Genomic DNA, 22,755 nt, shown 5'->3' with positions numbered 1-22,755 from the left:
AAAGTGAGCAATTTAGCCTATCAAGTTCAAAAACAACAAGTACAGTTACAGCCAGAAAGAAACCCAAAGCCGGTACAGCAGCCATCCCGAAAAATATTTACAAAAGGTGAAGTCGTATTGTGGGGAGCTATGGGGGTCGTCTTAATTGCCGGATTGATTTGGCTCATTTCTCTATACGCGTCTGTTTATCAGGCAACTGCTGAAGTTGAGAGTATTCAAAAGGACCTAACTGCAGAAACGAAGATCGTTGAAGATTATCACCTTCAAGTAACAGAATTAAGTAATCCAGAACGCATCATGAAGTTGGCAAAAAAACAAGGGTTCATCTTTGACGATAAAAACGTAAAAGTGGTTCAGGACTAAAAAGCAGGTGTTGTTATGAAATTAAAAAGAAAAAACGTTGGAGCGGGTATTCTGATGGTTGTGTTTACCTTGCTCTTTTTTGTATTAACGAGTAAATTCTTTCTCGTGGCTTCTTCTCAATCTGCAGAAGGAGTAGACTTAATCGAATACGGGAAAAGAAAATGGTTGAAGAGCGATGTTTTAGATGCGAAGCGTGGAACGATGTTTGATCGGAACGGTGAAGTGATTGCGCAAGATATTCCGTCGTACAGCGTAATTGCCATTCTTGATAAAAAGTATCCAAACCATATAAAAGATCCTGAAGAAGCTGCTGAAAAACTATCAAAAGTACTAGATTCTGATAAGGATGACCTAGAAGAACTTTTGAGTAAAGAAGGCAGGTTCCAAGTAGAAGTTCCTTCTGGAAGAAAAGTTTCTTATCGTAAAAAAGAACAGATCGAAAAGATGAAGATTCCTGGTGTGGATTTTATAAGAGAATCAAGACGATATTATCCTAATCAAAGCTTCGCTGCTCATGTTTTAGGGTACACTGGAAACGGTGAAGAAGGTGTACAGACTGGTCTGATGGGACTTGAAAAGTCGTTAGATAAGTACTTACAAGAAAAAGATGGCAAGATCTCCTTTGTCGGTGATGCATTCAGCCGAGCAATTCCAGCAAATAAAGAATCGATTACGCCACCAAAGCACGGACAGGATGTTTATTTAACGCTAGATGAGAAGATTCAACTTTATTTAGATGAAGCGGTGCAAGAAGCTGCTAAGAAATATAAACCAGAAAAGATCACCGCAATTGTTGCTGATCCGAAAACAGGAAGAATTCTCGCGATGAGTAATTCACCTAGTTTTAATCCGAACAAAAAGGATATTACAAACTATACGAACTTTGCTGTTTCTTATCCTTTTGAACCAGGATCAACGATGAAGATCTTTACTTTGGCAGCTGCCATTGAAGAAGGTAAGTATAACGGTAATGAGGTGTTCCAATCTGGTTCGTATAAGCTTCCGAACATCGGGAGACCGATCTATGATCATAATAAAAGAGGATGGGGACCCATTACTTATAACGAAGGGGTTCAAAACTCTTCTAACGTAGCCTTCTCTAAACTTGTACGTGAAAAGCTAGGTTATGAGAAATATAGAAGTTATCTCTCGAAATTCGGACTGGATCAAAAGACGAATATTGATTTGCCGAATGAGAAGAGCGGATCAGTTCTTTATAACTATGAGATAGAGAAAGTTACAACAGCTTTCGGGCAAGGAACAACGATTACGCCGATTCAACAGATTCAAGCGGCAACAGCGATTGCGAATGGCGGTAAGATGATGAGACCATACGTAATCGACAAGATCATGGACCCGGAAACGAAGAAGACGGTGCTATCAAATGAACCGAAAGTTGCAGGTAAGCCGATCTCTGAAGAAACATCAAAACAAGTAAGAGATATTTTAGAAACAGTAGTAACAGATGGAACGGGTAAGCCTTATATGATCGACGGTTATAGTGTAGCTGGAAAAACAGGAACAGCACAGATCGTAGGAAAAGACGGTAAGTATATCTCTGGTTGGGGAGAAAACGTATTTTCTTTCTTAGGTATGGCACCTAAAGATGACCCTAAACTACTAGTTTATGTGGCTGTTGAGCGACCAAAGGTTGAGTTCCCTGAGATGGGTTCTACACCTGTTGCGAATATTTTTACAAGTGTTATGAAAAGTGGGCTGCAATATTTAAACATTCAGCCCCAAGCCAAAGTCAACGATAAGTCTACCAAAGTAAAGAAATCTTATGGTAAAGAATTACCGGATTACACAGGTCAGTCTGCTGAGAAAGCAAAAAGTGACTTAGAAAAACTAGGCATGCAAGTTTCCGTCATCGGTTCAGGTAACGATATAACAAACCAGGAACCTTATGAAGGGGCTTATGTGATGAAAGGTGAAAGAGTCATCTTGAGAACATCTGGTGATGCCAAGATGCCTGATGTAAAAGACTGGTCTTACATGGATATTTTAAGGATTAGTAAACTTCTTGGGTTGAAAGAAACAATAACAGGAAGCGGTTTTGCAGTTAAACAAAGCATCAAACCTGGTAACCCCGTCAAAGAAGGAGATTTCTTTGTTGTTCAATTAGAACCACCAAAAGTAACAGGAAGAGAGACGGATTCCGAAGAACAAGAGAACGTTGAAGAAACCGAATCTACGAATGAAGACGCTCAAGAAGAGTTACCGGTAACAGACTAAATGTTCTAGGCGCTTGTGTACAAGCATATATTTGAAACGAGACATACAAGGGAGGTATTGTGTGTGCGAGTTTCGAATGTAACTGTACGCAGGCGCTTAATTTTTGTTCTTGTTTTTGGAATAGCTTTCTTTTTTGTCATTTCTGTAAGACTAGGCTACGTTCAATTTGTGCTTGGAGATATGTTGACAGATCAAGCGCTTGATTCTTGGAGCAGAGATATTCCCTTTGAACCAAAAAGAGGAAAGATCTTAGACCGTAATGATGTGGTACTCGCGACAAATATTAGTGCTCCTACCGTCTTTGTCGTTCCAAGACAGATCAAAGAACCAAATGAAACAGCTGAAAAGTTAGCAGCACTGTTAAATATATCAAAAACAGAAGTGTATCAACGACTCACTAAGAAAGCTTCCATCGTTAGGATTGATAATGGAGGAAGAAAAATCAGCAATACGAAAGCAAAAGAAGTTGAAGCGTTGAATCTGCCAGGTGTTTTTGTTGCAGAAGACAGCAAAAGGCATTATCCATACGGATCTTACCTATCTCATGTATTAGGTTTTGCTGGGATCGACAGTCAAGGGCTTACGGGTCTAGAACTTTATTATGACGAACAACTCAATGGTGAAAAAGGTCATATATCCTTCTTTTCAGATGCACGAGGACGCAGAATGCCTTCATTATCGGACAAGTATGAAAAACCAAAAGATGGATACGACCTTAGGTTAACAACAGATTCACGTGTTCAAACGATAATTGAAAGAGAGCTCGATATCGCACAAGCCACCTATGATCCTGATGGCGCAATCGCCATTGCGATGAATCCGAATACAGGAGAAATTCTTGGCATGAGCTCTCGGCCAGATTTTGATCCAGAAGAGTACAAGCGTGTATCACCAGAAGTATACAATCGGAATCTGCCAGTGTGGGCTCAATATGAACCAGGATCTACCTTCAAGATCATTACGCTTGCTGCTGCTCTTGAAGAAGGTAAAGTTGATCTAGATAAAGATCATTTTCACGACCCTGGCTCTATTGAAGTTGCAGGGAGGAAGCTTAAATGCTGGAAAGCAGGAGGGCATGGCAGTCAGACCTTTTTAGAAGGTGTACAAAACTCTTGCAACCCCGGTTTCGTTATCCTTGGTCAACGTTTAGGAAAGGATAAACTTTTTGAGTATATAAAAGATTTTGGGTTTGGAGAAAAGACAGGTGTTGATTTGGCGGGTGAAGGAAAAGGAATCTTATTCTCTTTAGATCGTGTTGGTCCACTTGAACTTGCAACAACCGCGTTCGGACAAGGTGTTTCTGTGACTCCGATTCAGCAAGTAGCAGCTGTGTCTGCGGCCGTAAACGGAGGCTATTTGTACGAACCATATATAGCTAAAGAATTAGTTGACCCTATCACTGGAAAAGTAGTTAGTAAGCAGACTCCAAAACTCAAAAGAAAAGTGATCTCTGAAGAAACGTCTAAAGAAGTAAGGCGAGCACTTGAAAGTGTTGTAGCTCAAGGGACTGGGAAGAATGCATTCGTAGATGGTTATCGTGTCGGAGGAAAAACTGGGACTGCTCAGAAGGCTGAAGGCGGTGTCTATTTAAAAAACAACCATATTGTCTCTTTTATCGGCATGGCTCCTGCCAATAATCCAGAGATCGTTGTTTATGTGGCTATAGATAATCCAAAAGAAACCCTTCAATTTGGTGGAATTGTGGCAGCACCAATCGTAGGAAATATTATTGAAGACAGTCTTTCTGCCATGGGTGTCAAAAAGCAAAAAGATCAGATCGAAAAAGAAAAGACATGGCTCGATGCTCCTGAGGTAGTCGTTCCAGATTTAGTAGGTAAACAAACAAAAGAGTTAACAAATTTGTTGTATAATCTCAAGATAGAAACTTCCGGAAAAGGGAATTATATCGTACAGCAAGCTCCTAAAGCTGGCGTAAAGCTAGAAGCTGGCAAGACGATACGTTTATTTTTGGGTGACAAAAAAGAAGTGGAAGATTAAAATAAAGAATGTACACATAGCCAAGCGCGGAATCTTGCCTTGGCTTATTTTCTTTAAAGATGCATATAAACAGCTCTTTTATAGAAAGATGATACTTTTAGCGTACTCATTTAAAGCCAAAGAAGATAACACGGTAAAGAGACCCTTTCTATGAGCAACAGCATATGCGATAACAACACTTTTTTTTATAATATAGGCTTAACGATGATTAGAGGAGAGATCAGGATTAATGGAATTAAAAGAACTGCTTACATATTTAGTGAACTATGAAATGGATATCCAAGCCAATCCTGAAATTACCTCCATTGAAATGGATTCCAGGAAAGCTGGGAAAGGCTGCCTTTTTGTTTGTATGGAAGGACTTTTGTTTGATGGCCATGATTTTGCCCAAACAGTGGCAAATAACGGAGCTGCTGCTATATTAGCAGAGAAAGATATCGATGTTAACATTCCTGTTATAAAAGTGAAAAACACAAAAAAAGCACTATCGGTTTTAGCGGATGCTTTTTATGGACACCCTTCTCAAAAACTTCATTTGATTGGAATAACTGGTACGAATGGTAAGACGACAACTTCACATCTCATTGAAAAAGTTTTACGAGATGCTGGGAAAAGCACTGGAATGATCGGTACGATTGAAATGAAAATAAAAGATCAAAGCTTTAAAGTAGCAAATACTACACCTGATTCATTATTTTTGCAGAATGCTTTTTATCAGATGACCAAAGAAAAAGTAGAAGCAGCTGTTATGGAGGTCTCTTCGCACGCCCTTGTTCAAGGAAGAGTTTGGGGATGTGACTTTGATATTGCTGTTTTTACAAACCTGACACAAGATCATTTGGACTACCATAAAAATATGGAAGAATACCAGTTTGCAAAGAGTCTTCTATTTTCACAAATGGGCAACACTTATAGCAGAACAGATCGTAAAGTAGCTGTACTTAATAATGATGATCCGGCTTCAAGAATGTTTGAGAGAGTTACTTCAGCACAGGTTGTTTCTTATGGGATCGACAACGATAGTGACGTTCGAGCAACTAATATAATGATTGGATCACAAGGCACTACGTTTACTCTCCATACACCTATTGGTACAAGAGAAGTTACATTGAAGCTTATCGGAAAGTTCTCCGTCTATAATGTGCTTGCAGCAACAACGGCGTGTTTGTTGTCTGGATTAGATTTGGATCAAATTCTTACAAGTTTAAAAGAAGTATCTGGAGTTTCAGGCAGATTTGAACCCGTACTAGCAGGTCAAGATTTTACTGTGATCGTTGATTACGCACATACACCTGACAGTTTAGAAAATGTGTTACGAACCATTAAAGAATTTGCTACAGGGAAAATAACAGCGATCGTTGGGTGTGGCGGTGACCGTGATAAGACGAAGCGCCCACTTATGGCAGGAATTGCAGCAAACTTAGCTGATCATGCTATCTTCACTAGTGATAATCCGAGAACAGAAGATCCTCTTCAAATCTTAAAAGATATGGAAGAGGGTGTGGATGGTGGGAATTATGTGACCATCCCTGACCGAAAAAAAGCAATAGAACATGCGGTTGAACATGCTAGTGCAAACGATGTTATACTTATAGCCGGTAAAGGTCACGAAACATATCAAATCATTGGTAAAGACATATTAGAGTTTGATGATAGAGTTGTAGCAAGGGAAGCAATTAAGGCGGTGAAAAAATGAAATTAGATTTTAAAGAACTGGTCTCATTAGCAGATCGGGCGAGTGGAAAGTATGAGAACCTTATATTAGAAGGTGTTTCAAAAGATACAAGACTTAAAAGCGAGAATGCTCTATATCTACCGATAGCCGGCGAGCGCTTTGATGGACATGATTTTTTGCTTAATGCGATTCAACAAGGATGCACAGCTACAATCTGGCAGGAAGGAAAAGATCTTCCTGAAGGATTGCCAGAAGATTTTCCGATTCTATACACAACAGACACTGTGAAGTTTTTACAGGAAATATCAAAATATTACTTGAAGAAAATCAACCCTGTCGTTGTAGCTGTAACGGGCAGTAACGGAAAAACAACGACAAAAGATATGATAGAAAGTGTTTCGTCAGCAAACTTTAAGACATTTAAAACACAAGGTAATTACAACAATCATATTGGAATGCCTCTAACCATTCTTGCGATGGAAGAAAATACAGAAGTACTGATCCTGGAAATGGGTATGAGTGATTATGGAGAGATCTCTCTTTTAAGTAAGATCGCAGAGCCAGATGTTGCTGTTATCACGAATATCGGTGAAAGCCATCTTGAACAACTTGGTAGTCGTGAAGGAATCGCTAAAGCAAAACATGAGATTGCAGATGGATTAAAACAAGGCGGGCTGTTTATCATCGATGGAGATGAACCGCTTCTTTCACATGTCAAAGGTGAGAACGTTTTACAAGTCGGTTTCGGTGATTCAAATACACTGAAGTTATCTAACCTTAAGACAGATGTACATGGTGTAACGTTTACTTTAGAAGAAGGTACAACTGTGTATCGGATACCAATGCTAGGACGTCATAACATAAAAAATGCTGCATATGCCATAGCTGTAGGGCATTACTTGAATATAGAAGAAAATAAAATTTTAGAAGGACTTGAGAGCCTTAAAGTTACATCCATGCGTCTTGAAATGAAAAGCGGCAAGAAGGATACACTACTTATCAATGATGCCTATAATGCTAGTCCAACTAGTATGATTGCTGCTCTAGAGACACTTGCTGACCTGAAGGATTATTCTCAAAAAGTCGCTGTTCTTGGAGATATGTATGAATTAGGCTCAAATGAGGAAGAGATGCATCGAAACATGGCTAAGCATGTGGATGATACGATCTCTCATGTGATATGTGTGGGGCAAAAAGGTGCTTGGATTGCAGATGAACTAAAAAAACAAAAACGTAAAGACCTTGAGGTTATTCAATGTCTAACAAAAGAAGAAGCGGAAGAACCAATAGCTAGTTTATTATCAAAAGACACTGCTATTCTTTTTAAAGCATCAAGAGGGATGGTATTAGAAACCCTTGTCTCGAAATTTGTAGAGAAAGAACAGGAGTCGAAAAAATGATTGAGCAAGTCTTATTATTTACATTAGTTGCATCCTTCTTAATCGCGGTATTAAGTTCACCCTTTTTTATCCCGTTTTTAAGAAGATTAAAATTTGGGCAGAGCATACGTGATGAAGGTCCAAAATCTCACCAAAAAAAGCAAGGTACACCTACTATGGGCGGGATCGTGATCGTCTTAGCCCTTGTTATTGCAACATATGCGATGACTGCGAAGTTTTTTGCAGTTACAGCAGAAACCCATTTACTTATCCTTGTCACTTTAGGATACGGACTTATTGGATTTTTAGATGATTTTATTAAAGTTGTTAAGAAACGAAATCTCGGTTTAACATCGAAACAGAAGTTAGTAGGTCAATTGATTATTGCAGCTCTTTTCTTCTTTGGTTTAAGAGCCATTGATTTCTCGACTGAAATTTCAGTTCCCGGAACAGATTTTTCATTTGATTTAGGATGGTTTTATCCTGTGTTGGTGGTATTCATGTTAATCGGAGCTTCTAATGCAGTAAACCTTACGGACGGATTAGATGGATTATTGGCAGGAACAGCTGCTATAGCTTTTGGTGCATTTGCCGTGTTATCTTCTACCATTCTTCAATTTGAAGCTGCCATTTTCTGTGTGGCTGTGGTTGGTGCGGTACTTGGCTTTTTAGTTTTTAATGCACACCCTGCAAAAGTATTTATGGGAGACACAGGCTCACTCGCGCTAGGAGGCGCGATTAGTGCCGTAGCGATACTAACGAAGCTTGAGATCTTACTTGTTATTATTGGTGGTGTGTTTGTAATCGAAACGCTTTCTGTAATGATTCAAGTAGCCTCATTTAAACTAACTCGTAAGCGTGTCTTTAAAATGAGTCCGCTTCATCATCATTACGAACTATCCGGCTGGAGTGAATGGCGTATCGTTGTTACATTTTGGCTTGTAGGATTGGTATTTGCAGCATTAGGAATTTATTTAGAGGTGTGGGTATAAATGAAAGACACTACATTTTTTAAAAACAAAAAGATATTAATCGTAGGATTAGCCAAGAGCGGTTTTGCTGGTGCAAAACTGCTTCATTCGTTTGGGGCCAAATTAACGGTGAACGACAAGAGTCCTAGAGAAGGAAATGTGGAAGCAGAAAAACTTGAGAAACTGGGGATTAAAGTAGTTTGCGGAGATCATCCGTTGGCATTATTAGACGACCAGTTAGATTTCATTGTTAAGAATCCAGGAATTCCTTATCAAAATCCTTTGATTAAAGAAGCGGTAAAACGAAACATTCCTGTTTATACAGAAGTGGAAATAGCAGGTATGATCTCAGACGCATCGATTATTGCGATTACAGGATCAAACGGAAAGACAACAACCACTACCCTTATTGGTGATATGTTGAAAAACAGTGATAAGACACCAATCGTAGCCGGGAATATAGGCACTGTATTCTCCGAAGTTGCTGCGGAGTCTACTGAGAACGATATATTAGTAGCGGAACTTTCTAGCTTTCAGTTGATGGGAACAGAGCGATTTAAACCACAGATCTCTGTTTTTCTGAACTTATTCGAAGCACATTTAGATTACCACGGTTCTCTTGATGAATATGGAAAAGCAAAAGCTAAGATCACTGAGAATCAAGATTCCTCTGATTATGTGATCTATAACGCAGATGATGAACGTGTCACACGTTTAATGAAAGATTCCAAGGCTCAACATATTCCTTTTTCTGTGTCGAAAAAAATTGAGAGCGGCGTTTATGTTGAAGAAGGTGCGCTTTATTTTCAAGAGCGAAAAGTTATTATGTTGAGTGAAATCGTGTTACCAGGTAATCACAATCTCTCAAACATTATGGCAGCTGTAGCTGCATCGTTATTAGCGGGGGCAACTTTAAAACAAATTCATCAGGTTCTAACTACGTTTCCTGGGGTTAAACACCGTTTGCAGTATGTGGGTGAGTTTAACGGCAGACGTTTTTACAACGACTCTAAAGCCACCAATATATTAGCGACGAATGCAGCGTTGTCTGCATTTGAACAACCTGTAATCTTACTAGCAGGTGGACTTGATCGTGGTAATTCTTTTGATGATCTGCTACCGTCACTAAAAAATGTAAAAGCAATCGTTACTTTTGGTCAAACAGCTGACAAACTAGCTGAAACAGCAAAACAGGCAGGAATAGAAACGATAAAACGTGCTGATAATGTGGAAGATGCTGTTCCCCTTGCGTACAGTTTATCTGCCGAAGAGGATGTTATATTATTGTCTCCTGCATGTGCAAGCTGGGATCAATATAAGACATTTGAACAAAGAGGGGACATGTTTATCAACTCTGTGCATAAACTTAAATAAGGTTTGTACAAATAAGAAGAGTTGAGGTGTTTCCCTTTGCCTGCAACGAAATCAACCCCTGATATCATAATGATTGTAGTTACGCTTATGTTGTTATCGATCGGTATAATAATGGTTTATAGCGCTAGTGCAGATTTAGGACTATATAAGTTTGATGATGCGTTCTTTTTTGCAAAGCGACAATTGTTATTTGCCGGTGTAGGTATCGCAGCGATGTTTTTTATCATGAACATCAATTACATGACGTGGAGAGTCTGGTCTAAGATTCTTCTGATTATTTGTTTTGTATTATTGATCGCAGTTCTTGTCCCAGGTATTGGAATGGTTCGTGGTGGTGCTAGAAGCTGGATTGGTGTAGGTGCTTTTTCCATACAGCCGTCTGAATTTATGAAACTAGCCATGATTACATTTCTAGCTAAGTATCTATCGGAGCATCAAAAAAAGATCACTTCTCTAAAAAAAGGTTTAGTGCCTACTCTTGGATTAGTGATGATCGCTTTTGGAATGATCATGCTTCAGCCCGATCTAGGAACAGGGGCCGTGATGGTAGGAACAAGCATCGTGATGGTCTTTGTTGCAGGTGCGCGTATCTCTCATTTTGTAGGTATGGCTTTAATCGGTCTTATCGGACTTGCGGGATTAATTATTTCTGCTCCATATCGAATTAAGAGGATTACGTCTTTTCTCGATCCTTGGAGCGATCCTTTAGGAAGCGGGTTTCAGATTATCCAGTCTCTCTATTCGCTCGGACCTGGTGGTCTGCTAGGATTAGGTTTAGGTCAGAGTAGACAAAAATTTGGTTATCTCCCAGAACCGCAAACGGATTTTATATTTGCGATTCTCTCAGAGGAACTTGGTTTTATCGGCGCTGTTTTTGTATTGATCCTGTTTAGCCTTCTCTTATGGCGTGGAATCAGAATCGCTTTAGGTGCTCCTGATTTATTCGGTAGCTTTTTAGCTATTGGGATTATTGGGATGGTCGCTATACAGGTGATGATTAATATTGGAGTAGTTACAGGTTTGATGCCCGTAACTGGAATTACGTTGCCGTTTTTAAGTTATGGAGGATCCTCATTAACACTCATGCTCGCATCAATTGGAGTAATCCTAAATATTAGCCGTTATTCAAGGTATTAAAACTTGAGTTTCAAAGGAAATTCTCTTATTCTAAACATAGCGATTTAAAGACGTTACCCTGTCAATTATGGCAGGGTAACTTCTTTTTCTGGAGTCATTTTTTGATAGCTTGTTTTCGTATATCATTTTGCTTATGTTAGTTGCTGATTTCCGCTCCAGGTTGCACGCTTTCCACGGGGCGAACGGTGAGCCTCCTGCCGCTTTGCGCCATTAGGAGTCTCCACCTGACCGCTCGTCCCGTAGGAGTCGGCAACCTTCCACTACAATCAGCTTGCTAGGAAGAAAAAATCAATTATATAGGTTGTGTTAAACCAGCAGTAGTACTACAACCCTTTGTCAATTAATCAAAGAAGCAACTAATAAATCATAACGAAAGCATTTTAAAATTTTTAAGGAAAATAAAAAGTAAGAAACAAAATCGTTAGTTCTGACGAATACTACTTTGTCGATGTTTAAGGACATTGAAAACATGGAAAAGATTAACGCATAGCATATAAATAGAACGATGCGTATGAACGTAGGGGGTTTTTAATGATGTATAGCCAATTAGCTGAGAAATTAAAAAGTGAAGATCTAGGTACTGTCCTAGTAAATGAGCCATTAAAAAATCACACCACATTAAAAATTGGTGGGCCAGCTGATCTTTTTTATGAACCAAAAAATATTGAATGTCTAAAAAAAGCATTAAGTTATATAAAAGAAGCAAACGCACCGATACGTGCAATCGGTAGAGGGTCTAACCTTCTTGTTGCAGACGGAGGAATCGAAGGGGTTGTCATCAAGGTAGGGGAGGGGATCAACCACCTTGAAAAAAATGATAACACGATTAGAGTTGGCGGAGGATATTCGCTTATTCCGCTTGCGACTGTAATGTCACGTGAAGCATATACGGGCCTTGAATTTGCTGCTGGTATTCCAGGGTCAGTTGGTGGAGCTGTGTTCATGAATGCGGGTGCGCATGGATCTGATATGTCAAAGATCGTTGAGAAAGCTTTGATTTTATTGCCTGACGGTGAGCTTAAATGGCTTTCTAACGAAGAATTGCACTTCTCATATCGTACTTCTGTCCTTCAAGAAACAGGTGGAATCTGTGTAGAAGTCATACTCGTATTGGATAAAGGTGATAAAGAGACCATCATGGCAGAGCTTAAGAAAAATAAAGATTATCGCAGAAACACTCAGCCATGGAACTATCCATGCTGTGGAAGTGTGTTCCGTAATCCGCTGCCGAATTATGCAGGACATCTCATAGAGACATCGGGGCTTAAAGGAACACAAGTAGGCGGTGCACAAGTTTCTGAGATGCATGCTAATTTTATTGTGAATACTGGAGATGCAAAAGCAAAAGACGTGCAGGATCTGATCAGCTATATACAAAAAACGATCAAAGAAAAGCATGGTGTTGAGCTTCATACGGAAGTTGAGATCATTGGTAGAAATGATTAACAAAAAATTGGATAAATAGTGCTGAATTGCGGCATATCCGTGCTATAATACAAAGAACAAGAAAAAATTAACTTTTGACGTTTCAAAACGGATTTTACATTTCGTTATCTTCTGACAGTTGGACTGTTATCAGTACCTTTTTGAAGACTTGGCGTCTATCTGCCAAGTTCTTTTATTTCTGTCAACCGTTAATGTTTCTTGTACTAACTTATAAAACGGAGGAAGAGGATGGACAAGGTAAAGGTTGTCAAGATTGAGGACCGAATTCCGAAGCTGAAAGAACATCGCAAACAAAAAGCAAATCGTCGTCTTATTTATTACTTGTCCTTTTTCTTCCTGTTATTGTTGGTCGTCGTTTATTTTCAATCTGATCTTAGTCATGTGAAGAAAATTACCGTCTCAGGCAACTATTTTGTAACCGACAATGAGATTCTTGAAAAAAGTGAAATTACTACAAAGACAAAGTATTTGAATGTATCTGAAGAAGAAATTATGAAGCGGCTCGAAGGTATTTCAGAGGTGAGCTCAGTTTCAATCCAAAAGAAGTTTTTTAATCAAGTTATAATTAAAGTGAGTGAATTTCAGCGGGTCGGGTATTTCAGGAAAGAAAACATATACTATCCGATGCTTCAAAACGGGAAGATGTTAGATCCTCTTAAGAAAAATGAGAGACCTGTAAATGCACCAGTAATTGTAAGCTGGAGTGACCCTGAACAATTAGAGATGATGGCTCAGGAACTGCAAAAGCTACCAGAAGGAATCATTCACCGTATATCCGAGATCACACATACACCTTCATCCAACAATTCAAGTCAACTCACATTGTTTATGACGGATGGAAACAAAGTAGTGACAACGATCTCTAAGTTTTCAGAAAGGCTGACTGCTTATCCGTCTTTAGTGAGTGAGCTAAAGACGGATGAAAAAGGTACGTTCTATTTAGGAATCAGCACACGTTTTGAACGATACAACCAAGTGGAGGAAAGTAATGAGCAAAATTAAAGGGACGCATCTTTTCCTATCTTTAATCCTTCTCGTTACCGGGTTCATATTATCTTTCTCCTATCAGAGAGCACAGATTGAAAAGCAAAATGTTGTAGAGAACAATGAATGGAAAAAAGAAGATTCATTGAGAAGCCAAATTTTAAATCTTCAAAAAACGAATAGAGAATTAGCAGGCGGTCTTCAAAATTTGCAGCAAAATGTTGAGAAGAAAGAAAATAAGCTGGCTGATCAAGAGGAGATATCTTCTAAACTAGTAGAAGATTTAAAAGAGCTCAGAATGGTAGTAGGAAACGTAAAGGTGAAAGGGGAGGGGGTAGAAGTTACTCTGCAAGATTCCTCCTATATACCGGAAGGGGAGAACCCTAACGATTATATCGTCCATGAAGAACATATAAGAAGTGTCATTGACGAACTTCACGTCTCAGGTGCAGAAGCAATTGCGATAAACGGTCAGAGGATCTCTCATGATACGTATATCGCTTGTATCGGTCCGGTCGTTTCTGTGGATGGTAACCAATATCCTGCACCTTTTGTTATAACAGCAATAGGAAAATCAACAACCCTAGAGAAATCTTTGAATCTGTATATCGTCGATAAAATTGTCAATGACGGAGTAGAAGTAAGGGTGGAGCAAGAAAGCGCGATCGAGATGGAGCCATTTATTACGGAAGAGGGATGAGTTAGTTGAAAGAAAGACAATTCATGTTCGCAACAATTGCCCTCATACTTGGCGGAATGCTGGCGATCCAATTTGAGACCACAAACAATCCTGTTGTTCGGGATACTAGAGATTTATGGGAGTTAAGAGCTGATTTGGAAAAAGAAAAACAGCGTCAGCAGGAGCTTAATGAGGAATTTGAACGCTATAGTGAACTCCTGAACCAATACAAAGGTGAAGGGAAAGACGAAAAAATCCAAGCAATGGAAAAAGCGCTATGGGATTTAAAAAAACAGGCAGGATTAACGACGGTTAGCGGACAAGGAATCGTAATAACGATCGAACCTTTTAATGAAGAGCTAATTGGAGTAGATCAACCTGTTCCTAAAATAGATCCTGATATGCTTAGAAGACTTGTAAACGAATTAAATCGATACGATGCAAAAGAGATTAGTATAGATGGACAGCGTGTCGTATCTAAGACCCCGATCCGGGAAGTGAATGGAAACATTTACATAAACAATGAGCCTGTTTCTTCTTTTCCAATTGAAATCAGAGTTTTGGCAAAAGACAATGAAAAACTTCATCAGAAGATCATTGCTTCACCAGCTGTTGAGGAATTTATCCGTGAAAATTTTCTTGTAGAATCTAAACAAACAGCTAAAGTTATTTTGCCAGCTTTCGATAAAGATATGAAGGTGAAGTTTATGAAACCGGCAAAGGAGGAAACGTAAGATGTGGTTGCCGGTACTTGGACTGTTATTAGGTCTACTATTAGGTTTCATGTCTGATATCCGGGTCCCTCCAGAATATGCAAACTATTTATCAATCGCTGTCTTAGCTGCACTTGATACCTTATTCGGTGGTATACGTGCACATCTTCAAGGCAGTTTTGAAGATAAAGTGTTCATTACAGGTTTTTTCTTTAATATTTTATTGGCTGCAGGGCTCGCGTACTTAGGGGTTCACCTTGGTATTGACTTGTACTTAGCTGCAATTTTTGCATTTGGTGTTAGGCTGTTTAATAATATTGCGGTTATTAGACGCTTAATTATTTCTAAATGGTCAGATTCACGCAAAAAGGCCTAAAAAATTTGAAAAAACGGTAAAAAAAAAGAGGGATAACCCGTTGTTTGTGGAATTTATTCCATAATTAAGCGCAAATCAAGGGATTTTTAAAAATTTAGAAGATTTATTGGATGAAAGGTAAGGAGGTGCCACAGAATGAACAGCAATGAAATTTATGTAAGTTTAGACATCGGTACATCCAATATTAAAGTGATCATTGGAGAAATGACTAGTGAGTCCTTTAATGTTATTGGTGTTGGCCATGCAAAATCAGCTGGAATCAGAAAAGGTTCCATTGTAGATATTGACGAAACTGTTCGTTCCATAAGAAAAGCCGTAGAGCAAGCTGAAAGAATGTTAGGTATTCCTATAAATGCAGTAATCGTAGGTGTAAAAGGGAACCATATTCAACTTCAGCCATGCCACGGTGTAGTTGCGGTATCAAGAGAAGACCGAGAAATCGGTGATGAGGACATCGCTAGAGTAATAGAGGCAGCTCAGGTTATGTCAGTGCCTCCAGAACGCGAAATTATAGATGTGATTCCTAGACAATTTATTGTTGACGGTACAGATGAGATTATTGATCCCCGAGGCATGTTAGGTGTTCGCCTTGAGATGGAAGGAACAGTGATTACGGGTTCCAAAACGATCTTACATAATTTATTACGATGCGTAGAACGAGCTGGACTAACAGTGGCGGACATTTGTTTAGAGCCATTGGCAACATCATCGATTGCACTTTCACGTGATGAGATGGAGCTTGGTGTAGCACTAATTGATATTGGTGGGGGGTCTACTACACTATCTGTATTCGACCAAGGTACCATGCAGTTAACTTCAGTCCTTCCGATTGGTGGAGACTTTATCACAAAAGATATATCCATTGGATTAAGAACTTCTGCTGAAGATGCAGAAAAGATTAAGCTGAAGCATGGTCACTCTTTCGTGGATTATGCGTCAAAAGATGAGACATTTACAGTATCGCAAATTGGTTCTTCACAAGAACAAGAAATCTCGCAATACGAGCTCTCATTAATCATTGAAGCTCGTATGGCTGAAATATTTGAGATGATTGATGATGAATTGCATCAGCGTGGATATTCCGAACTTCCTGGCGGTTTTGTTATCACAGGCGGAGTTGCTGCAATTCCAGGAGTACTAGAACTCGCTCAAGATATCTTCCAGCAGAACGTACGCGTTTCATTGCCGGATTATATCGGGGTTAGAGAACCGAAGTTTACAGCTGGTGTTGGATTAATCCAATTCACTCACAAAAATATTAAAGTTCAAGGAAAAGAAGTTGCCACTGCGTTAGCTGATAACGCTGGAGAACCTTTACCTAAAAAGAAACAACAATCCAGCCAAAAATCGGGCCAAGAAAAACAATCCGGTGGCATGAAATCAAAAGTCAAAGACTGGTTTGGTTTATTTTTCGAATAACACTAAGGAACTAGTCATTAGGAGGAACGCTCATGTTAGAGTTTGATATGAATATGGATCAATTGGCGACAATTAAAGTTATTGGTGTTGGTGGCGGAGGAAGTAACGCTGTTAACCGTATGATCGAACACGGTGTACAAGGTGTAGAATTCATCTGTGTAAATACAGATGCACAAGCCTTGAATCTTTCTAAAGCACCTGTGAAAATGCAGATCGGAACGAAATTAACAAGAGGACTTGGAGCAGGTGCAAATCCTGATATCGGTAAAAAAGCAGCTGAAGAAAGCCGTGAACAGATCGAAGAAGCACTTAGTGGTGCTGATATGGTATTCGTAACAGCTGGAATGGGTGGCGGTACAGGTACTGGTGCGGCACCTGTAGTTGCAGAGATCGCTAAAGATCTTGGCGCTCTTACAGTTGGTGTTGTCACAAGACCGTTCACTTTTGAAGGTCGTAAGCGTTCTACGCAAGCGGTTGGTGGCATCTCTGTATTAAAAGAAAAAGTTGACACATTAATTGTAATCCCGAATGATCGATTACTAGAAATCGTTGATAAAAATACTCCGATGTTAGAAGCTTTCCGTGAAGCGGATAATGTTCTTCGCCAAGGTGTACAAGGTATTTCAGATTTGATCGCTGTACCAGGACTGATCAACCTTGACTTTGCCGATGTAAAAACAATCATGACTGAACGCGGATCTGCACTCATGGGTATTGGTGTAGGTACTGGTGAGAACCGTGCGGCTGAAGCTGCGAAAAAAGCAATTTCATCTCCACTTCTTGAAACATCTATCGATGGAGCAAAAGGTGTATTGATGAACATTACTGGTGGAGCTAACTTGAGTCTTTATGAAGTGAACGAAGCAGCAGATATTGTTTCATCTGCTTCAGATCCTGAAGTAAACATGATCTTTGGTTCCGTGATTAACGAGGAACTGAAAGATGAGATCCTCGTTACGGTTATTGCGACTGGATTTGATGAAACGGAGAAGATGGTTAATAACCAACAGAGAGCTGAGCGTCCTAGAATGCAACAAGCTCCTACTTCTAATCAGTCTCATTCTTCTCAAAGTCAATCTCAACCACAAAGCCAGTCACAACAAGGGCAAACTCGTGAAGAGAGCCAAGAATCAAGAAATACTTCTTATACGAACGCTGATTCAGATACGCTTGATATTCCAACATTCTTGCGTAACCGCAGCCGAAACAGAAGAAGATAAATACAAAAATGAAAGCATGTTCTCTATTTTAGAGAGCATGCTTTTTTGTTTTGTTAGTAGTTTATCTCCGCTCCAGGTTGCTCGCTTTCCACGGGGCGTGCGGTGAGCCTCCTGTCTAGTTGCAGTGACTAGCCCCTCGAGGTCAAAAGGTAAACGGTCAAGAAGGCAAAGTGCGCCGTCCTCGCCCATTTCCCTTTTGCTTGTCGGGGCTGAACGAGTCACTTCCACTTTTCGGACTGCCGCTTTGCGCCATTAGGAGTCTCCACCTGTCTGGTTACAGTGGCTAGCCTCTCGAGGTCAAAAGTTGAATGGACAAGAAGGCAAAGTGCGCCTTCCTAGTCCATTCAACTTTTGCTGGTCGGGGCTGAACGAGCCACTTCCACATTTCGTACTGACCGCTCTTCCCGTAGGAGTCGGCAACCATACGCTCCAATCAACATGCAAAGGAAGAGAATAAAAATAGATTAAAACATTAAAGCAATAACTCTATGGAAAACAGCCTTTCAAAAAATTATATCCCTTGTCTTTTTCTACAACAGGCATATTGACAAGTAGAATGATGCTACAGAGAGATTTATAAAATGCTTCATTGAATAGTTAATTGGAGTGGAAGGTGGGAGACTCCTGCGGGACAGGCGGGCAGGTGAGACACTTATACGTGAAACGTACGAATGTGGCTCACCGTCTGCCCCGCGGAAAGCGAGCACCTGAAACGGAAATCAACCACTTCCAAAAACTACAAAGCTAACGTAAAATGTTTTAGATTTTGTCATATTCTTGTCCGAAAAGCGTATACCTAACATATAAGTTATTTTGACAAAAATAGAGAAAATAAGAACTTTACTTCTCTCATAAACTGACAGACTTTCAAACAACCTATACGTTATACTGATTTCAAATTTAAGAAAGGAGAAAACCAATGACCCTATATTTGGATGTCATTTGGTTTCTTAATTTCTGCATTGATTATGTTTTAATCTCTCTGACAGCGTATGTGCTCAAGCGCAATGCATCGAAAAAGAGAATCCTATTCGCTTCGTTATTAGCTTCAAGTTATGTGTTTTTAGTAATCTTTCCAGAACTAATGTTATTTTCACAGCCAATCATGAAATTTATCTTATCGATTTTTATTATGATTGTGGCGTTTGGCTTTAAGCGTTTCAAGTTTGTCATGAAAAATATCGCTATGTTTTATTTTGTTTCTTTTGTAACGGGTGGAGGTATTTTCGGTCTTCACTATTTTATGCAAAGTGATGCTGTGATTATGAATGGTGTTATCACGACAAAAAGTTCAGGCATGGGAGACCCTGTCAGCTGGCTTTTTGTAGTAGCAGGTGTTCCTCTTCTTTGGTTCTTTTCAAAGAAAAGAGTAGATGATATTTCTGTGGAAAAAATGGATTCCAACAGTCTTGTCAAAGTTACTATCAAAATAGACCAGATCTTGATATCTGCAAATGGACTTATTGATACCGGTAATAAATTATACGATCCCATTTCTAAAATGCCTGTCATGATCCTTGATATGAACAAACATGGTGATTCTTTTCCGGAAACCATTCGAACTGCTGCCAAAGACGTGCTTGCCATGAATACAGATGACAATGAGCATCCTTGGCTGAACAGACTTCGAATCGTACCGTACCGTGCAGTTGGACATCAGCAGTTTTTAGCTTGTATCAAACCTGATACCGTTGAAATTGAAAAGGATGGAGTATCGGTAGCATCTCCGCAGTGTCTCATAGGCTTGAGCTGGACGGTATTATCTAGCGAAGGTCAGTTTGATGCAATCGTTCATCCTAAGATGTATCTGCAACATGTACAAGCGTCCTAACAACAGCGATACGTGAAAGTACTTAAAAGAAGATAATGTGAAAGGGGAGTTAACATGTTCAATAAGTGGCGTCTTAAGATGACAATGTATTGGTATAAGTTATTATTTAAGTTGGGGCTCAAGTCAGATGAGATCTATTATATCGGAGGAAACGAAGCCTTACCGCCTCCACTTAGTAAAGAAGAAGAAGCGGTTCTGCTTGAAAAGCTTCCATCTGGTGACCAGGCTGCAAAATCTCTTTTGATCGAAAGAAACCTCCGTTTAGTCGTATACATTGCACGAAAGTTTGAGAATACAGGGATTAACATTGAAGATTTAATCAGTATTGGAACGATCGGCTTGATTAAAGCAGTGAATACGTTCAATCCAGAAAAAAAGATCAAGCTCGCTACCTATGCTTCAAGGTGTATTGAGAACGAAATCTTAATGTATTTACGTCGTAACAACAAAACGCGTTCAGAAGTATCGTTTGATGAACCGTTAAATGTGGATTGGGATGGGAATGAACTTTTGCTCTCAGATGTTCTCGGTACTGAAGACGACATTATCACGCGGAGAATTGAGGCAAATGTAGATCGAAAACTTTTATTGAAAGCACTGTTTACATTAAACGATCGTGAAAAACAGATCATGGAACTTCGCTTCGGTCTTTCAGGCGGTGAAGAAAAAACACAAAAGGACGTAGCAGATATGCTCGGTATATCTCAGTCTTATATTTCAAGGTTAGAAAAAAGAATAATAAAAAGACTTCAAAAAGAATTTAATAAAATGGTTTAGCACATATTTTATATAGGTTTTGATTCAATACTAGCTTTTTTTCCAAAATGACAATTGCATAAATTTCCCTCCGTTCGGTGATACTTAATTTGAAATTAGCTCCCGGCAGGAGGGAAAAAACTTGACAAGAAATAAAGTTGAGATTTGCGGAGTTGACACATCAAAGCTTCCTGTTTTAAAAAATCCAGAGATGCGAATTCTTTTTGATAAGATGCATAAAGGTGATCCTGATGCACGCGAAACTTTGGTTAACGGAAACCTCAGACTTGTTCTGAGTGTCATTCAAAGGTTCAACAACCGCGGAGAACATGTAGATGATTTATTTCAAGTAGGTTGTATAGGGCTGATGAAGTCCATAGACAATTTTGATCTAGGTCAGAATGTTAAGTTTTCTACCTATGCAGTTCCGATGATCATTGGTGAGATTCGCCGGTATCTTCGAGACAATAACCCGATACGAGTTTCTAGAAGCTTAAGGGATATCGCATACAAAGCACTGCAAGTTCGAGATCAGCTTATGAACAAACTATCTCGGGAGCCAACAGCACAACAGATTGCAGAAGCTTTAGATGTACCGAAAGAAGAAGTGGTCTTTGCACTTGATGCCATCCAAGATCCAGTGTCATTATTCGAACCCATCTACAATGATGGTGGCGACCCGATCTTTGTTATGGATCAAATCAGCGATGATAAAGCAAAGGACATGCAGTGGATTGAAGAAATTGCATTAAAAGAAGGAATGCGCCGTTTGAACGATCGAGAGAAAATGATCTTAACGATGCGTTTCTTTCAAGGGAAAACGCAAATGGAAGTAGCGGATGAGATCGGTATATCACAGGCACAAGTGTCAAGGCTTGAAAAAGCAGCCATCTCTCAAATGAATAAAAATATCCAAAGCAGTTAAAACCCGTTTTTTACGGGTTTTTTATTTTTGTACAAAAAACATGAAACAGCTTTGTCCTTCATATACTGTTGTAAGAGAGGCGGGGATTGCAGATGAATAAAATATCAGATTTTCAAGTGAAAGATGTTGTTAACGTAGCAAATGGGAAAAAGCTCGGTCACATAGCTGATCTTGAAATCAATTTAAATACTGGAAAGATAGATGCGATCATCATCCCTGGTGCAGGAAAAATGCTTGGTTTTTTTGCAAGAGAAAATGACATCGTGATACCTTGGAGAAATATAGTTAAGATCGGCGCAGATGTTATTCTTGTAAGACATATGGAAGCAAGTGAATTAAATGAATATGTTAAAGAACCGTTTGATCAATTGAAATAAACGGTTCTTTTTTCTTTCTTATCTAAAAATGTGGTAAAATAAAGATAAAACTTTCCAGGAGGAATACATACATATGAACACATTTGAACGATCTGGAAAGCATCTTGCAATACAGAGTTGGCAAAAGTTGAATTCTAAACTTTTTTCGGGTTTCACAACGCGCGAAGGCGGGAATAGTACAATGGCCTTTCATTCTATGAACATGGGTTTTCATGTAAATGATGATCCAGATAAGGTCCGAAAAAACCGCAAATTATTTTCAGAAGACATCGGGTTTCCTGTTGAAAATTGGATAGGATCTAAACAAGTTCATGCTGAAAATATTGTAAAGGTATCTAAAGAAGACAGAGGATCAGGTTCCCTAGATTTTGATACAGCAATACCTGATACAGATGGATTATATACATCAGATGAAAATATTCTTTTAACGTCTCTTTATGCGGACTGTGTTCCTCTCTATTTTTATGCGCCGAATGATAATTTAATCGGACTTGCTCATGCAGGATGGAAAGGGACGGTTGCAAAAATTGGACCAGCCATGATCAACATTTGGCAGGAAAAAGAGAGTGTTGATGTGAAGTCAATTTTAGCCGCGATTGGTCCTTCAATAGGGAATTGCTGTTATGAGGTAGATGATAGAGTAATAAATGAAGTAAAAGTAGCTTTAGATGGAGATACTGTAGACACTGTTTATAAAAAAAATGCAGCTGGGAGCTATCAATTAAACTTGAAGAAACTGAATGAAATCCTTCTCTTAAGAGCTGGAGTACTGCCTGAAAATATTATCGTTTCAGATCAATGTACGAGCTGTCAAAATGATGTGTTCTTTTCGCATCGTAAAGACAAGGGCAAGACGGGAAGAATGATGAGTTATATAGGCAGGAAAGGGGATTAATC

The 22,755-nt window shown here is 39.3% G+C and carries 20 protein-coding genes; all 20 read left to right on the top strand.

The features are described from left to right. Positions 1-3 precede the first annotated feature (3 nt). A complete protein-coding gene (gene ftsL, locus IHV12_RS13720) occupies positions 4-363 on the top strand; it encodes a cell division protein FtsL (protein ID WP_197127646.1) in 360 nt (119 codons plus the stop codon). 15 nt (positions 364-378) lie between these two features. Further along, positions 379-2,598: a penicillin-binding protein gene (locus IHV12_RS13715; protein ID WP_197127647.1), complete on the top strand. Its 2,220-nt coding sequence runs from the start codon at positions 379-381 to the stop codon at positions 2,596-2,598. Between the two features lie 63 nt (positions 2,599-2,661). Continuing rightward, the gene (locus IHV12_RS13710) at positions 2,662-4,596 is read left to right on the top strand and encodes a stage V sporulation protein D (RefSeq protein WP_197127648.1); all 1,935 of its coding nucleotides are present in this window, start codon (positions 2,662-2,664) and stop codon (positions 4,594-4,596) included. A gap of 229 nt (positions 4,597-4,825) precedes the next feature. Then, positions 4,826-6,292 carry a UDP-N-acetylmuramoyl-L-alanyl-D-glutamate--2,6-diaminopimelate ligase gene (locus tag IHV12_RS13705; protein WP_197127649.1) on the top strand — a complete coding sequence of 489 codons (1,467 nt, stop codon included), beginning with the start codon at positions 4,826-4,828 and terminating at the stop codon, positions 6,290-6,292. Next, the gene (locus IHV12_RS13700; protein ID WP_197127650.1) at positions 6,289-7,671 is read left to right on the top strand and encodes a UDP-N-acetylmuramoyl-tripeptide--D-alanyl-D-alanine ligase; all 1,383 of its coding nucleotides are present in this window, start codon (positions 6,289-6,291) and stop codon (positions 7,669-7,671) included. Before IHV12_RS13705 ends, IHV12_RS13700 begins: the two co-directional genes overlap by 4 nt. Beyond that, positions 7,668-8,642 (top strand): phospho-N-acetylmuramoyl-pentapeptide-transferase, encoded by a 975-nt coding sequence (mraY, locus tag IHV12_RS13695; RefSeq protein WP_197127651.1) that lies wholly within the window; start codon positions 7,668-7,670, stop codon positions 8,640-8,642. Before IHV12_RS13700 ends, mraY begins: the two co-directional genes overlap by 4 nt. Continuing rightward, positions 8,643-9,995 (top strand): UDP-N-acetylmuramoyl-L-alanine--D-glutamate ligase, encoded by a 1,353-nt coding sequence (murD, locus tag IHV12_RS13690; protein ID WP_197191200.1) that lies wholly within the window; start codon positions 8,643-8,645, stop codon positions 9,993-9,995. Between the two features lie 36 nt (positions 9,996-10,031). Then, complete coding sequence (spoVE, locus tag IHV12_RS13685) at positions 10,032-11,132, top strand: stage V sporulation protein E (RefSeq protein WP_144700917.1); 1,101 nt, start codon at positions 10,032-10,034, stop codon at positions 11,130-11,132. A 531-nt stretch (positions 11,133-11,663) separates the two neighbouring features. Beyond that, the gene (murB, locus tag IHV12_RS13680) at positions 11,664-12,578 is read left to right on the top strand and encodes a UDP-N-acetylmuramate dehydrogenase (protein WP_231620739.1); all 915 of its coding nucleotides are present in this window, start codon (positions 11,664-11,666) and stop codon (positions 12,576-12,578) included. Positions 12,579-12,806: 228 nt separating this feature from the next. Continuing rightward, complete coding sequence (locus IHV12_RS13675; RefSeq protein WP_197191199.1) at positions 12,807-13,580, top strand: cell division protein FtsQ/DivIB; 774 nt, start codon at positions 12,807-12,809, stop codon at positions 13,578-13,580. Beyond that, positions 13,567-14,262 (top strand): DUF881 domain-containing protein, encoded by a 696-nt coding sequence (locus IHV12_RS13670; RefSeq protein WP_197127654.1) that lies wholly within the window; start codon positions 13,567-13,569, stop codon positions 14,260-14,262. The genes IHV12_RS13675 and IHV12_RS13670 overlap by 14 nt, the downstream gene beginning before the upstream one ends. A 5-nt stretch (positions 14,263-14,267) precedes the next feature. Continuing rightward, positions 14,268-14,975: a DUF881 domain-containing protein gene (locus IHV12_RS13665; RefSeq protein ID WP_197127655.1), complete on the top strand. Its 708-nt coding sequence runs from the start codon at positions 14,268-14,270 to the stop codon at positions 14,973-14,975. Between the two features lies 1 nt (position 14,976). Beyond that, positions 14,977-15,330 carry a small basic family protein gene (locus tag IHV12_RS13660; RefSeq protein WP_066393455.1) on the top strand — a complete coding sequence of 118 codons (354 nt, stop codon included), beginning with the start codon at positions 14,977-14,979 and terminating at the stop codon, positions 15,328-15,330. A 135-nt stretch (positions 15,331-15,465) separates the two neighbouring features. Next, a complete protein-coding gene (gene ftsA, locus IHV12_RS13655) occupies positions 15,466-16,749 on the top strand; it encodes a cell division protein FtsA (RefSeq protein WP_197127656.1) in 1,284 nt (427 codons plus the stop codon). A 32-nt stretch (positions 16,750-16,781) separates the two neighbouring features. Next, positions 16,782-17,969 carry a cell division protein FtsZ gene (ftsZ, locus tag IHV12_RS13650; protein ID WP_197127657.1) on the top strand — a complete coding sequence of 396 codons (1,188 nt, stop codon included), beginning with the start codon at positions 16,782-16,784 and terminating at the stop codon, positions 17,967-17,969. A 919-nt stretch (positions 17,970-18,888) separates the two neighbouring features. Then, entirely contained in the window at positions 18,889-19,800 is a 912-nt protein-coding gene (gene spoIIGA, locus IHV12_RS13645; protein ID WP_197191198.1) for a sigma-E processing peptidase SpoIIGA, read from the top strand. 54 nt (positions 19,801-19,854) lie between these two features. Further along, the gene (sigE, locus tag IHV12_RS13640; protein ID WP_137789730.1) at positions 19,855-20,577 is read left to right on the top strand and encodes an RNA polymerase sporulation sigma factor SigE; all 723 of its coding nucleotides are present in this window, start codon (positions 19,855-19,857) and stop codon (positions 20,575-20,577) included. A 121-nt stretch (positions 20,578-20,698) separates the two neighbouring features. After that, on the top strand, positions 20,699-21,481 hold the full coding sequence (gene sigG, locus IHV12_RS13635) for an RNA polymerase sporulation sigma factor SigG (RefSeq protein WP_066240567.1): 783 nt from the start codon (positions 20,699-20,701) through the stop codon (positions 21,479-21,481). A gap of 92 nt (positions 21,482-21,573) precedes the next feature. Then, positions 21,574-21,858 carry a YlmC/YmxH family sporulation protein gene (locus IHV12_RS13630; RefSeq protein WP_066289211.1) on the top strand — a complete coding sequence of 95 codons (285 nt, stop codon included), beginning with the start codon at positions 21,574-21,576 and terminating at the stop codon, positions 21,856-21,858. Between the two features lie 73 nt (positions 21,859-21,931). Next, positions 21,932-22,753, top strand: a complete 822-nt coding sequence (pgeF, locus tag IHV12_RS13625) for a peptidoglycan editing factor PgeF (protein ID WP_197191197.1) — start codon at positions 21,932-21,934, stop codon at positions 22,751-22,753. The last annotated feature ends 2 nt before the right edge of the window (positions 22,754-22,755 follow it).

This window comes from Fictibacillus sp. 7GRE50 (assembly GCF_015903875.1).
GTDB lineage: Bacteria > Bacillota > Bacilli > Bacillales > Fictibacillaceae > Fictibacillus > Fictibacillus phosphorivorans.
Note: the sequence above shows the minus strand (reverse complement) of the source record. Positions and strands in the feature narration are given on the sequence as shown.

Excerpts from the sequence above, each read along its gene's own strand:
- IHV12_RS13670 (WP_197127654.1), top strand. The coding sequence starts at position 13,567 with ATGAGCAAAATTAAAGGGACGCATCTTTTCCTATCTTTAATCCTTCTC.
- IHV12_RS13675 (WP_197191199.1), top strand. The coding sequence starts at position 12,807 with ATGGACAAGGTAAAGGTTGTCAAGATTGAGGACCGAATTCCGAAGCTG.
- ftsA (WP_197127656.1), top strand. The coding sequence starts at position 15,466 with ATGAACAGCAATGAAATTTATGTAAGTTTAGACATCGGTACATCCAAT.
- murB (WP_231620739.1), top strand. The coding sequence starts at position 11,664 with ATGATGTATAGCCAATTAGCTGAGAAATTAAAAAGTGAAGATCTAGGT.
- IHV12_RS13715 (WP_197127647.1), top strand. The coding sequence starts at position 379 with ATGAAATTAAAAAGAAAAAACGTTGGAGCGGGTATTCTGATGGTTGTG.
- ftsZ (WP_197127657.1), top strand. The coding sequence starts at position 16,782 with ATGTTAGAGTTTGATATGAATATGGATCAATTGGCGACAATTAAAGTT.
- IHV12_RS13660 (WP_066393455.1), top strand. The coding sequence starts at position 14,977 with ATGTGGTTGCCGGTACTTGGACTGTTATTAGGTCTACTATTAGGTTTC.
- murD (WP_197191200.1), top strand. The coding sequence starts at position 8,643 with ATGAAAGACACTACATTTTTTAAAAACAAAAAGATATTAATCGTAGGA.
- IHV12_RS13630 (WP_066289211.1), top strand. The coding sequence starts at position 21,574 with ATGAATAAAATATCAGATTTTCAAGTGAAAGATGTTGTTAACGTAGCA.
- IHV12_RS13700 (WP_197127650.1), top strand. The coding sequence starts at position 6,289 with ATGAAATTAGATTTTAAAGAACTGGTCTCATTAGCAGATCGGGCGAGT.
- pgeF (WP_197191197.1), top strand. The coding sequence starts at position 21,932 with ATGAACACATTTGAACGATCTGGAAAGCATCTTGCAATACAGAGTTGG.
- sigE (WP_137789730.1), top strand. The coding sequence starts at position 19,855 with ATGTTCAATAAGTGGCGTCTTAAGATGACAATGTATTGGTATAAGTTA.
- mraY (WP_197127651.1), top strand. The coding sequence starts at position 7,668 with ATGATTGAGCAAGTCTTATTATTTACATTAGTTGCATCCTTCTTAATC.
- spoIIGA (WP_197191198.1), top strand. The coding sequence starts at position 18,889 with ATGACCCTATATTTGGATGTCATTTGGTTTCTTAATTTCTGCATTGAT.
- IHV12_RS13705 (WP_197127649.1), top strand. The coding sequence starts at position 4,826 with ATGGAATTAAAAGAACTGCTTACATATTTAGTGAACTATGAAATGGAT.